Source organism: Thioalkalivibrio sp. ALD1, from assembly GCF_000381245.1.
Taxonomy (GTDB): Bacteria; Pseudomonadota; Gammaproteobacteria; order Ectothiorhodospirales; family Ectothiorhodospiraceae; genus Thioalkalivibrio.
The window spans coordinates 284,047-295,448 of record NZ_KB906241.1 but is presented as its reverse complement, the minus strand read 5'-3'; the positions used below and the strand labels follow the sequence as shown (position 1 = coordinate 295,448).

Sequence of the window (11,402 nt, the reverse complement as noted above, 5' to 3'; positions counted from 1 at the left end):
TGAGCAGCATGCCCATGACGATGCACGTGGATGTGGTCAGCGCCGAGGAGTCCATCTACTCCGGCACCGCGCTGATGATCGCGGCCCCGGCCGAGGGTGGCGAGGTTGGCGTTTATGCCGGCCATACGCAGATGCTGGCCCGCCTGAACCCGGGCGAGCTGCGCATCCAGGAAAAGGAAGGCGCCGATCCGCAACCGGTGTTCGTCTCGGGCGGTATCCTTGAGGTCCAGCCTTACCATGTGACCGTATTGGCGGACACGGCGGTGCGGGCCAAGGATCTGGACGAGGCCGAGGCGCTTGAGGCGAAGAAGCGTGCGGAAGAGGCCCTGGAAAACTCCAAGGCCGATTTCGACTACGCCAAGGCCCAGGCGGAACTCGCGGAGGCTGCCGCCCGCCTGCAAATGATCCAGAAGTTGCGCCGGCAGTAATCCGGCAAATTGCGACGGATGACCGACCCCAAGGGCCAACCAACTGTGTTGGCCCTTTATGATTGTACCCATGCCTGAAACGACACCCCTTCATATCGCGGTCCTTGCGGCCGGCAAGGGGACGCGCATGCGGTCCCGCCTCCCCAAGGTCCTGCAAACCCTGGCCGGACGTCCCTTGCTGGCCCATGTACTCGAACGCGTCGCGCCCTTCGAGGCTGCGGCCCTCCACGTCGTGGTCAGCCACGAACAGGAACGGGTCCGTGCCGCTTTTGCCGATCACCACCCCGTTATCGACTGGATTGACCAGGGCGAGCCACGCGGTACCGGGCACGCTGTGTTCCGCGTGCTCCAGGAGATCCCGGATCCCGCGCGGGTCCTGGTTACCTACGGGGACGTGCCGCGGATTCCGGTCGCTGACCTGGAGGCCTGTGTCCGGGGCGAGGGCGTGACGGTGCTGGCGGCGCAAGTCGCGGACCCGAGTGGCTACGGGCGCCTGATCCTGGACCCTTCCGGCGGGCTCGAGCGTATTGTCGAGCACAAGGAGGCCACTGCCGCCGAGCGGGCGGTGGACCTGATCAATACCGGAGTACTCGCCGCTCCCGCGGGTGATTTGCGCCGCTGGCTGACAGCCTGTGAACCGGACGCGGCCGGGCCTCGGGAGTGGTACCTGACGGACATCGTTGCGCAGGCGCGCGCGGAAGGGCGAGGTGTCGACGTGGTCCGCAGCAGCGACCCGGCCGCCGTACTGGGTGTGAACGACCGCGAGCAACTGGCCGTTCAGGAGCGCCTGCACCAGGCGGAGCAATGCGCACGCATGATGCAGGAGGGCCTCTGCGTGGCGGATCCCGCACGTCTGGATGTGCGCGGTGTCCTGAAATTCGGACAGGACTGCGCGATCGACGTGAACGTCGTGATCGAGGGCACGGTCACCCTGGCGGACGATGTCTATATTGGCCCCGGCTGCGTGCTGCGCGATTGCGATATTGGATCCGGCACGCAGATCGCGGCACACAGTGTCCTGGAAGGTGTGCGCATCGGCGATGGCGCGAACGTCGGACCGTTTGCCCGCCTGCGACCGGGGACCGAACTGGGCCCCGGCGCGCGCGTCGGCAATTTTGTCGAGATCAAGAACGCCACGCTGGGTCCCGGCGCGAAAGCCAACCACCTGACCTACGTCGGGGACGCGAGCGTCGGGGCCGGAGCGAACCTGGGGGCAGGAACGATCACCTGCAACTATGATGGTGCGAACAAGCATCGCACCGAGATCGGCGAGCGTGCGTTCATCGGCTCGAATACAGCCCTGGTGGCGCCCATTCGCATCGGCGATGATGCGACGGTGGGCGCGGGCTCGACTTTGTCGGACGACGTGGACCCGGGCGCGCTGGCGTTGACCCGCGCCCGACCGCGCATCATTCAGGACTGGCCGCGACCCAAAAAGAAATCCGACTAGGGAAACAATGATGAATGTACGCATTCGCGTTGGTACCCCAGGTTTTCCGAGACAAGGCGCGTCGTGCAGCGGGTAGTGGTTCTACCCGCCCGTTTTTGATGGATTCGGGGCGCAACGCAGGATCGGGGAACCTGGGGTACCAACCCCACCATTTAATAAACGAAGGGGCTCGGCCGCCCGTTGTTATCGAAAACGGGCGTGGGAACGGCGTTGCGGTTCCCTTGTGCAGAATGACTGCACGGCAGTCGCCGCGCCTTGTTCGCACGCAAAAGCGACTCGAGCGCGAGCGTGTACATTCATCATTGTTTCCCTGAGGAGTTTGCATGTGCGGTCTGCTGGCAGGCATTGGTGAGCGCAACCTGGTCCCCATCTTCATCGAGGGTCTGCATCGACTCGAATACCGTGGCTACGACTCCGCCGGCGTAGCCGTCGTCGCCGACCATGCGGTGCGCGCGGTGCGCGCCGTCGGCAAGGTGGCCGCGCTCGAGGAACAGATCCAGGCTGGGGGGCTGCAGGGGCCGGTCGGGATCGCGCATACGCGCTGGGCCACGCACGGCCCACCCAACGAGGTGAATGCGCATCCCCACCGCTCGCGCGACGGCCGTGTGGCCATTGTGCACAACGGCATTATCGAAAATCATGCGGCTTTGCGCGCCGATCTCGATGCAGCCGGCTGGTCCTGTGTCTCCGCGACCGACAGCGAGGTGATCGCCCACCGCCTCGAGCAGCTCCTGGTGGATGGGGCCTCCCCGATGGCCGCCATGCGCCGCGTCTGCTCGGAACTGGAGGGCGCCTACGCCCTCGCGGCGGTGTTCGCCGATTGCCCGGACGAGCTGATCGTCGCGCGCTCCGCCAGCCCCCTGATCCTGGGGCTGGGGATCGGCGAGTTCTTTGCGGCCTCGGACGTCCAGGCACTGCTGCCGGTCACCCAGCGTTTTGTCGATCTGGAAGACGGGGACGTCGCACGGCTCACGCGTGCCGGTGTGGAAATCCAGGATGTTCACGGCCAGCCTGTGGAACGTGCCATTCGTGAGGCACGCACTCAGGCGAGCATCGCCGATCGTGGCGAGTATCGTCACTTCATGCTCAAGGAGATCTACGAGCAGCCCCACGCCCTTGAGGAGACGCTTTCCGGCCGTCTGGGCGAGGATGCCGTGCTCGAGAATATCCTGGGCCCCGGTAGTGACGAGCGCCTGACCGACGTCGGCGCCGTCCAGATTGTGGCCTGCGGTACGAGTTACCACGCGGGGCTGGTGGCCGCCCACTGGATCGAAGAGCACCTGGGCCTGCCCGCCCGCGTCGACGTGGCGAGCGAATACCGCTATCGGCGCCATGTCCTCGCCCCGGGCACGCTGCTGGTCGTGATCTCCCAGTCGGGGGAAACCGCTGACACCCTGGCCGTTCTGCGCCAGTCCCAGGAAGAGCCTTTCCTGGCACGCCTGGCGATCTGCAATGTCCCCGAAAGCACCATGGCCCGTGCGGCCGATCTGGTGCTGATGACCCATGCCGGCCCCGAGATCGGGGTCGCATCGACCAAGGCCTTTACCACCCAACTGGCCGCGCTCGCCACGCTCGTGCTGCTCCTGGGGCAGACTGCCACCGCCGCCCGCATGACCGCCGAGGAACGCACGGCCGCTGTCACTGCCCTGCGCAGTCTGCCCGATCAGGTGGCGCGCATCCTGGCCCTGGACGGTCCGATTGCGCGCATCGCCGAGGACCTCCTCGAGCGGCAACATGCCCTGTTCCTGGGGCGGGGTGCCTATTTCCCCATCGCACTGGAAGGCGCGCTCAAGCTGAAGGAGATCTCCTATATCCACGCGGAGGCCTATCCCTCGGGCGAGCTGAAGCACGGCCCACTGGCGCTGGTCGACACCGAGATGCCCGTGGTCGCCGTGGCCCCTGACGATGCGCAGCTGGAGAAACTCTCCAGCAACTTGCAGGAGGTGCGCGCCCGTGGGGGGCAGTTGATCGTGATTGGCGAGTCCAGCGCCGCTCGCACCCTGGCCCCGGAGGACATCTGGATCGGCCTGCCTCAGAGCGAACCCCTCAGCCCCTGGTTGGCACCGGTTCTGCTGACGGTACCCTTGCAATTGCTGGCTTACCATACGGCCGTGCTCAAGGGCACGGATGTCGACCAGCCGCGCAACCTGGCGAAATCGGTGACGGTTGAATAGCGCCCCCCGCCTGGCACTACCGGACTTTCTATCAGGAAACGCTTGTATTCGCCCGGCGGGTCGGCTAGATTCGGGCGCGCTTGAATAACCGTACGATCAGGAGTACCCCATGGATCAGCAAGAGCTCAACAACCGTTGCGTCACCCTGTTTCAGTCCCCGCGTATCCAGACCAAGCTCTGGAATCCGCGCATGTTCTGGAACGTTGGCCGCAAGCTGAATGTGACCCCCGACGAACTGACCGAGCCGAAGGTCGACCTCTGCGAGCTCGAGGTGATGCTGTCCGCGGCTGCCTATGAGCCGTCCCAGTGCGCCGACAACCTGAACGACCGCGAAACCGGTCGCGCCGACTTCATCCGTCGGGCTGTGCAGTCTGGCCAGCGTCCGTTTCTGCGTCGCGCCGCCTGATCCGGTCTCCTGACTGGTGATGTCGAAGACCCGGCCCTTGTGCCGGGTCTTTTGTTTGGCGTGTCAGCCACGCGTCTCCAGCCAGAAGGTCACCGGGCCGTCGTTGACCAGGCTGACCTGCATGTCCGCACCGAAGCGGCCGCTGGCGACCCCCGGGTGTGAACCCCGCGCCTGAGCCACCAGGTATTCGAACAGGGCCTGCCCGTGCTCCGGGCTGGCGGCGGTCGTAAAGCTCGGACGCATCCCCTTGCGCGTATCCGCGGCCAGCGTGAACTGCGGCACCAGTAGCAGACCACCGCCAGTGTCCTGGAGGCTTCGATTCATGCGCCCCTCGTCATCCGTGAACACGCGATACCCGAGCATGCGCTCCAGCAGCCGTTTCGCCGCCGATTCGTTGTCCTGTGGTTGCACCGCGACCAGCGCCAGCAGCCCCGGCCCGACCGCGCCGACGCGCTCACCACCGATGTCTACCGCGGCCTCGGTCACCCGCTGAATCAGGGCGATCACGTCGTGGTTGCCCCGGTCCTGCCCGCGACCTGCCCTTTAAGTTCGTCGGCCAGCGTGTCGGTCGCAGCGACCAGCTCGCGCACGATGCCGGTCTCGGCCGCGGAGTGCCCGGCATCGGCGACGATTGCCAGGCGTGCCTGCGGCCACGCCCGATGCAGCTCCACCGCCTGCTCCACCGGGCACACTACGTCGTAGCGCCCGTGCACGATCCAGCCCGGTATGTCGCGCAGGCGCGGTGCGTCGCGCAGCAACTGATCCGGTTCCAGGAAGGTGTCGTGCATGAAGTAGTGGCATTCCAGCCGCGCCAGGCTCACGGCCACGTCCGGGTCTTCAAAGTGCGCGATCACGTCGTCGTTCGGGATCAGGCAGGAGGCGTGTCCTTCCCAGCCCGACCAGGTGCGGGCAGCCGCTCGGCGGATTTCGGGATCTGTGTCGGTCAGCCGCCGGTAGTAGGCCCCGACCAGGTCGTCGCGCTCCTCCGGCGGGATGGGCTTCAGGTAGTGCGCCCAGGCCTCCGGGAATAGACGGTCGGCCCCTGACTGGTAGAACCACTGGATATCCCGCGGCCGGCACAGGAATACCCCGCGCAGGATCAGTCCCAGTACGCGATCGGGATGGCTCTGGGCATAGGCCAGCCCCAGCGTCGAGCCCCAGGAACCACCGAACACCGCCCAGCGCTCGATCCCCAGGTGTTCGCGCAGGCGTTCGATATCAGCCACCGCGTGCCAGGTGGTGTTGGCCTCCAGGCTCGCGTGCGGCGTCGAGCGCCCGCAGCCACGCTGGTCGAACAGCACGATGCGGTAACGTTGCGGGTCGTAGAAGCGCCGATGCCACGGCTCGCAGCCCGAGCCCGGCCCGCCGTGCAGGAATACGACCGGGATCCCGTCGGGTGTGCCACATTCTTCAAAGTAGAGCTCGTGGCCGTCACCTACCGCGAGCCTTCCTGTGCTGTGCGGTTCGATCTCCGGGTAAAGGGTGTCCATTGATCAGTGCTTCCCTAGATTGCGGGCCCCGAGTGTCGCCAAAACGCTCGCGCAGGGAAAGTGCGCAGTCCGTCTATTCGTCGATGATCTGTCCCCGGTAGACCCGGCGCCGTTGCGGTTCCACGCGGCGCTCCGGCGTGTCCGGGGCCGCGCTCGGCGGTGCCAGGTGTCCCGAACGGTGTAATTCCGTTCGCAGCGCAAGCGCCGCGGCCCGGGCGGTGCTCGATTGCGAGCGTGAGGCGTAGTCCAGGATGGCCTCCATGAAGTCCGCGTTGGTGACCGACAGCCGCGCCACCGCCGGGAACTCCGCACGCAGGTTCCGGCGCAGCTCGGCGGCCAGACTCAAGCTCTTGCGATCGTGCATACCCGTCCCCAACCGTTGATTCGTCCGTCCATCATCGTATGCAAGCGGGATGCCATGGGTTTGGTCCCGGCTTGGGCGATATGCGCGGGTACCTGTTGCATCCACGGTGTGCAGAAGGGCGTGCCCCTGCACCGACAATGGGCCCCACCCGGCAACCGCTGCGGGTATGGCGGCGCTTGCGAAGCGGGCTTCACCGCCCTATGTTGCGGGCCATGGAAACGCCCACCGTCCCCGCCTCCATCCGCCGCCTGGCCGGCCGTGCCATCGCGGACTTCGACATGATCCGCGAGGGCGACCGCATCTTGGTCGGGTTGTCCGGCGGCAAGGATTCGCTGACGCTGCTGTGGCTGCTGCATGGCCTGGCGCGGCGGGCGCCCGTGCGCTTCGAGGTCGGCGCGGTCACGATCAATCCGGAGATCGAGGGCTTCGAGCCGCAGCAGCTGATGGACTATCTCGGCGGGTATGGCATCCCGTACTACTTCGTCTCCGAGCCGATCGCGGAGCTGGCCGGCGAGCACATGGACAACGACTCGTTCTGCTCCTTCTGCTCGCGCATGAAACGCGGCCTGATGTATCGCACCGCGCGCGAACACGGCTACAACGTGCTGGCCCTCGGCCAGCACCTGGATGACCTGGCCGAGAGCTTCATGATGAGTGCCTTCCACGGTGGCCAGCTGCGCACAATGAAGGCCCACTACGCGATCGACGCGGGCGACCTGCGGGTGATCCGCCCGCTGGTCTATGTGCGTGAACGCCAGACTCGCGATTTCGCCGAGGCCGCCGGGCTGCCGGTGATCCTGGACAACTGCCCGGCCTGCTTCGCGATGCCCACCCAGCGCGAACACATGAAGCAGCTGCTTGCGCAGGAAGAGGCACAGCACCCGCGGTTGTTCCGCAACCTGCGCACCACCCTGAAGCCGCTGATGACCGAGGGCGGCATCCCGCCGCGGACCCTGGCCGACCCACCCGAATCCCGCGATCATGGCCGAACGCCGGCATCTGCGTGACCGGCTGATCGCCGGCGGTCTGCGCCTGCTCGCCCGCCTGCCGCTGCGCGTGAATCATGCGCTGGGCGGGTTGCTCGGCGCGCTGGCCTGGTACTGGCCGACGCGCTCCGCCCGGATCACCGGCCGCAACCTCGAACTCTGTTTCCCGGACAAGGACACCGCCTGGCGCCGTCGGGTCGGGCGTCGATCGCTGATGGCGATGGGCCGGGCGCTGACCGAGTCCCCCTGGCTCTGGCAGGCCTCGCCGCAGACTCTCTCACGACTGGCGGTCGAGCCGCCCCGCTACGCCCGCCTGCGCGAACGCGAGGGCGGGCGGGCACTGTTCCTGTGCGCCCCGCATCTGGGTTCCTGGGAGTTCGCCGGGCTGCAGGCCGCCTGCCACGGGCCGATGGCCACCCTGTTCAGCCCGTTCAAGACCCCCGAGATCGACCGCTGGGTGCGCGAGGCCCGCGCCTCGACCGGCGCGACCCTGGCCCCGGCCGACCGCTCCGGGCTGCGCGTGCTGCAGCAGGCGCGCGATCGCGGCGAGATCATCGGTATCCTGCCCGACCAGAGCCCGAAGGGCGCCTCCGGTACGCATGCACCGTTCTTCGGCCGCCCGGCGCTGACCATGACCCTGCTGCCGCGCCTGCTGCGCGGGCGCGAGGACCATGTCGTGTTCCTGTTCGCCGAACGTCTGCCGAAGGGGCGCGGGTTCCGCTATCACGAGATCGAGGCCGGGCCGGAGGTCGCCGACCGCGACTTTGCCCGCGCGGCGGCCGCGATCAACGCCCATGTGGAGGCCCTGGTCCGGCGCTGCCCGGAGCAGTACAACTGGGCTTACAAGCGTTTCCACCCGGCCCCCGAGGGTCAGCCCAGCCCTTATAGAAGCGCTGAATAAAGCCATCCTGGCTTTCGGAGCCGCACGCGGCGCTACAACGTTCTGTATGTCTTTGCACGGGTAAAGGGGGTTTGCGGCTTGCTTCGGAACCAACCACTACGGTGGCCGGTTCCGGCGGCACGTACCTGTGCCGCCGGGAAACGCCGATAAATCAGCGTTTCCCGGTCGCTGAAACGCGGTCGGGTCGGATCCCGCGCACAAAAAAGCCGCCGGACCCGGAGGTCGCGGCGGCCAGTGCCTCTGGCCCCGAGGGGCCGGAAGCGGATGCCTTACAGGCTGAAGTACATGTCGAACTCGACCGGGTGGGTGGTCATGCGCATGCGCGTGACTTCTTCCATCTTCAGGTCGATGTAGGCATCGATCATGTCGTCGGTGAACACTCCACCCTGGGTCAGGTACTCGCGGTCCTGGTTCAGGGCTTCCAGCGCCTGGTCGAGCGAATGGCAGACCTGCGGGATGCCCTTTTCCTCTTCCGGCGGCAGGTCGTAGAGGTTCTTGTCCATCGCGTCGCCCGGGTGGATCTTGTTCTGGATACCGTCCAGACCGGCCATCAGCATCGCGGCGAACGCCAGATACGGGTTGGCGGTGGAGTCCGGGAAGCGCAGCTCGATGCGGCGGGCCTTCGGGCTCATCACGAACGGGATGCGCAACGACGCGGAACGGTTGCGCGCGGAGTAGGCCAGCATCACCGGCGCCTCGAAGCCCGGCACCAGACGCTTGTAGCTGTTGGTGGACGGGTTGGTGAAGGCGTTCAGCGAGCGGGCGTGCTTGATGATGCCGCCGATGTAGTACAGCGCGGTCTCGGACAGGCCGCCGTACAGGTCACCGGAGAACAGGTTCTTGCCGTCCTTGGACAGCGACTGGTGCACGTGCATGCCGGAGCCGTTGTCGCCGACGATCGGCTTGGGCATGAAGGTCGCGGTCTTGCCGTGCATGTGGGCAACGTTCTGCACCACATACTTCAGGACCTGAACCTCGTCGGCCTTCTGGGTCAGCGTCGCGGGGCCGACACCGATCTCGCACTGGCCAGCGGTGGCCACCTCGTGGTGGTGCACCTCGGTCACGAGGCCCATCTCGGTCATCACTTCGCACATGGTCGAGCGCAGGTCGTGCAGGCTGTCGACCGGCGGGACCGGGAAATAGCCGCCCTTCACGCCCGGGCGGTGGCCGATGTTGCCGTCCTCGTAGACGCGCTCGGAGTTCCAGGAGGCCTCGGAGGAGTCCACTCGGCAGTAGGAGCCGGAAAGGTCGGCACCCCATTTCACGTCGTCGAACACGAAGAATTCGTTCTCCGGACCGAACAGCGCGGTGTCGGCGATGCCGGTGCTCTGCAGGTAGGCCTCGGCACGGCGCGCCAGGGAGCGTGGGCAGCGGTCGTAGCCCTGCATGGTGGCCGGTTCGACCACGTCGCAGCGAATGTTCATGGTCATGTCCTCGAAGAACGGATCGATGACCGCGGATTCCGCGTCCGGCATCAGGATCATGTCGGATTCGTTGATGCCCTTCCAGCCGGAGATCGACGACCCGTCGAACATCTTGCCTTCCTCGAAAGACTCTTCGTCGAGGTCATGGGCCGGCACGGTTACATGCTGTTCCTTGCCCTTGGAGTCGGTGAAGCGGAAGTCGATGAAGCGCACTTCCTTTTCCTGGATCTGCTTCAGCACGTCGGCTGCGGACATGGGAGTCTCCTTAAGGTTTGCTCTTGGTCTTTGGATTCGCCGCATCGATTCGAGGTCGGGCGGCGTTGAAGCGGTTCTATGCAGGCATCATGCCACTTCGCCCGGATGGCCCTGTGACGGAGGTCCAGGGCCTGCCAGACGAGCGCCGAACGTGGCGTTGCACGATATCCGTGCGACATTGGCACCACATTAGTGCATCAAGGCTTTTGTTGCACACCTGTAGTGCACGGGCGGTAGAGGATCTTCACCTCGCCCAACCGCCCCTTGAGGCGCGGGTGGCCTTGCAGCAACTGTGACAGGGTCTCGCCACGCGCGTTCAGGTCCGCAAGCGAAGATGCCCCGTCAAGGCGCAGGGTCAGGGTCAGGTGAATACGCCCGTTCAAATAGTGCAGGGAAAGGTGCTCCAGCGACTCCAGCTCCGGGGCATCCATCCAGGCCTCGCGCACCGCTTCGGCGACATCCGGACGCAGGGGCAGATTCGAGCTGCGCGCCTGCTCCTCGTCGTTCTCCGGGTCAACGTGAACGGTAAAATCGCGCAGGCGCTCGTGGCGCTGCGTGACGGCCCAGTACACAGCATCGGCGATCCGGTGCCCTTCGGAAACCGAGATCATCGGGGCGACCTGAATATGCACATCGGCGACCACGTCGCTCCCGTGACGCCGCGTGCGCAACATGTGCGCATCCTTCACCCCGGGCACTTCCATGATGGTGTGATGGATGCGCAGGACCTCGTCCCGGTCCAGTGCCGTGTCGATCAGTTCGGCGGCGCTGCGTACGATCAGGCGTCCGGCGATATGCAGGATGAACAGGGCGACGATCAGCGCGGCCAGGGCGTCGGCCCACGGGAAGCCTGCGACCGCGGCTCCGACCCCGACCAGCACGAACAGCGACGAGATCGCATCCGTGCGGTGGTGCCAGGCGTTGGCATCCAGCATGCGCGACCCGATCCGTTTCGCGACCCGGTGGGTGTACTGATAAAGCCCTTCTTTGGCCACCAGCGTCAGCACCGCAAAGGCGAGCGCGGCCGGGGCCGGTCCGGTCGCGGCTGCGGTATCCACCAGCCGTTGCCCCGCGGCCCAGGCGATCCCGAGGCCGGCCAGCGCCAGAAACACGCCGACGACCACGGTGGCCAGGGTCTCGATGCGCCCGTGTCCGTAGGGGTGGTCATGGTCGGGCGAGGCGGCGGCCTTGCCGGCGGCGAACAGCACCACACCATCGGTGATCAGGTCCGACAGGGTGTGTACGCCGTCGGCGATCAGGGCCTGCGAGTTCAGCAGCCATCCGCTCAAAAGCTGTGCCAGGGCGAGGAAGGCATTCACCACCGCACCCACAACGGTCACCCGGCGCGTGGCACGGTAGCGCCGGCCGTTTTCTGGCGTGACTGCGGTTTCGGAGTTGGCGTGGGGATTGCTCAGGGCGGCTCTCCCGAAGAGAATCCAGACCCCAGTATGGGCGTGCTTCCGCCACATGCAAGACGCTTGCACGGCCGTCAGCGGTGGCCGCAGCCGGAGCCCGGCCGATATA

Annotated in this window: 11 protein-coding genes; 6 read left to right on the top strand and 5 right to left on the bottom strand. The window is 66.4% G+C overall.

Annotation, left to right across the window (positions count from 1 at the left end):
- Positions 1–8: 8 nt before the first annotated feature.
- The 4 genes from F623_RS0101410 to F623_RS0101395 all read left to right on the top strand — a co-directional run bounded on the left by F623_RS0101410 (position 9) and on the right by F623_RS0101395 (position 4,458).
- Positions 9–428 (top strand): F0F1 ATP synthase subunit epsilon, encoded by a 420-nt coding sequence (locus F623_RS0101410; RefSeq protein ID WP_018861077.1) that lies wholly within the window; start codon positions 9–11, stop codon positions 426–428.
- 127 nt (positions 429–555) lie between these two features.
- A complete protein-coding gene (gene glmU, locus F623_RS0101405) occupies positions 556–1,878 on the top strand; it encodes a bifunctional UDP-N-acetylglucosamine diphosphorylase/glucosamine-1-phosphate N-acetyltransferase GlmU (protein WP_018861078.1) in 1,323 nt (440 codons plus the stop codon).
- A gap of 323 nt (positions 1,879–2,201) precedes the next feature.
- The gene (gene glmS, locus F623_RS0101400) at positions 2,202–4,052 is read left to right on the top strand and encodes a glutamine--fructose-6-phosphate transaminase (isomerizing) (protein ID WP_018861079.1); all 1,851 of its coding nucleotides are present in this window, start codon (positions 2,202–2,204) and stop codon (positions 4,050–4,052) included.
- 109 nt (positions 4,053–4,161) lie between these two features.
- A complete protein-coding gene (locus tag F623_RS0101395; RefSeq protein ID WP_018861080.1) occupies positions 4,162–4,458 on the top strand; it encodes a hypothetical protein in 297 nt (98 codons plus the stop codon).
- Positions 4,459–4,521: 63 nt separating this feature from the next.
- Here the strand turns inward: F623_RS0101395 and dtd are convergent, their stop codons facing one another.
- The 3 genes from dtd to F623_RS0101380 form a co-directional block, all read right to left on the bottom strand.
- The gene (dtd, locus tag F623_RS0101390) at positions 4,522–4,965 is read right to left on the bottom strand and encodes a D-aminoacyl-tRNA deacylase (protein ID WP_018861081.1); all 444 of its coding nucleotides are present in this window, start codon (positions 4,963–4,965) and stop codon (positions 4,522–4,524) included.
- Positions 4,962–5,948, bottom strand: a complete 987-nt coding sequence (pip, locus tag F623_RS0101385; protein ID WP_018861082.1) for a prolyl aminopeptidase — start codon at positions 5,946–5,948, stop codon at positions 4,962–4,964. Before pip ends, dtd begins: the two co-directional genes overlap by 4 nt.
- A gap of 73 nt (positions 5,949–6,021) precedes the next feature.
- Positions 6,022–6,312, bottom strand: coding sequence for a hypothetical protein (locus F623_RS0101380; RefSeq protein ID WP_018861083.1), 291 nt, complete (start codon positions 6,310–6,312; stop codon positions 6,022–6,024).
- A 212-nt stretch (positions 6,313–6,524) separates the two neighbouring features.
- Here F623_RS0101380 and F623_RS0101375 point away from each other — a divergent pair, with 212 nt between their 5' ends.
- Positions 6,525–7,319 carry an ATP-binding protein gene (locus tag F623_RS0101375; RefSeq protein WP_026278613.1) on the top strand — a complete coding sequence of 265 codons (795 nt, stop codon included), beginning with the start codon at positions 6,525–6,527 and terminating at the stop codon, positions 7,317–7,319.
- Positions 7,294–8,199 (top strand): lysophospholipid acyltransferase family protein, encoded by a 906-nt coding sequence (locus F623_RS0101370; protein ID WP_018861085.1) that lies wholly within the window; start codon positions 7,294–7,296, stop codon positions 8,197–8,199. The genes F623_RS0101375 and F623_RS0101370 overlap by 26 nt, the downstream gene beginning before the upstream one ends.
- A 269-nt stretch (positions 8,200–8,468) precedes the next feature.
- On the opposite strand, the gene glnA is transcribed toward F623_RS0101370, so the two are convergent.
- Together glnA and F623_RS0101360 are read right to left on the bottom strand one after the other, a co-directional pair.
- Positions 8,469–9,878: a glutamate--ammonia ligase gene (gene glnA, locus F623_RS0101365; RefSeq protein WP_018861086.1), complete on the bottom strand. Its 1,410-nt coding sequence runs from the start codon at positions 9,876–9,878 to the stop codon at positions 8,469–8,471.
- A gap of 197 nt (positions 9,879–10,075) precedes the next feature.
- Positions 10,076–11,347 carry a cation diffusion facilitator family transporter gene (locus F623_RS0101360; RefSeq protein ID WP_026278614.1) on the bottom strand — a complete coding sequence of 424 codons (1,272 nt, stop codon included), beginning with the start codon at positions 11,345–11,347 and terminating at the stop codon, positions 10,076–10,078.
- Positions 11,348–11,402 lie beyond the last annotated feature (55 nt).

Excerpts from the sequence above, each read along its gene's own strand:
- glmS (WP_018861079.1), top strand. The coding sequence starts at position 2,202 with ATGTGCGGTCTGCTGGCAGGCATTGGTGAGCGCAACCTGGTCCCCATC.
- F623_RS0101380 (WP_018861083.1), bottom strand. The coding sequence starts at position 6,312 with ATGCACGATCGCAAGAGCTTGAGTCTGGCCGCCGAGCTGCGCCGGAAC.
- F623_RS0101395 (WP_018861080.1), top strand. The coding sequence starts at position 4,162 with ATGGATCAGCAAGAGCTCAACAACCGTTGCGTCACCCTGTTTCAGTCC.
- F623_RS0101360 (WP_026278614.1), bottom strand. The coding sequence starts at position 11,347 with ATGTGGCGGAAGCACGCCCATACTGGGGTCTGGATTCTCTTCGGGAGA.
- F623_RS0101410 (WP_018861077.1), top strand. The coding sequence starts at position 9 with ATGCCCATGACGATGCACGTGGATGTGGTCAGCGCCGAGGAGTCCATC.
- glnA (WP_018861086.1), bottom strand. The coding sequence starts at position 9,878 with ATGTCCGCAGCCGACGTGCTGAAGCAGATCCAGGAAAAGGAAGTGCGC.
- glmU (WP_018861078.1), top strand. The coding sequence starts at position 556 with ATGCGGTCCCGCCTCCCCAAGGTCCTGCAAACCCTGGCCGGACGTCCC.
- pip (WP_018861082.1), bottom strand. The coding sequence starts at position 5,948 with ATGGACACCCTTTACCCGGAGATCGAACCGCACAGCACAGGAAGGCTC.
- F623_RS0101370 (WP_018861085.1), top strand. The coding sequence starts at position 7,294 with ATGGCCGAACGCCGGCATCTGCGTGACCGGCTGATCGCCGGCGGTCTG.
- F623_RS0101375 (WP_026278613.1), top strand. The coding sequence starts at position 6,525 with ATGGAAACGCCCACCGTCCCCGCCTCCATCCGCCGCCTGGCCGGCCGT.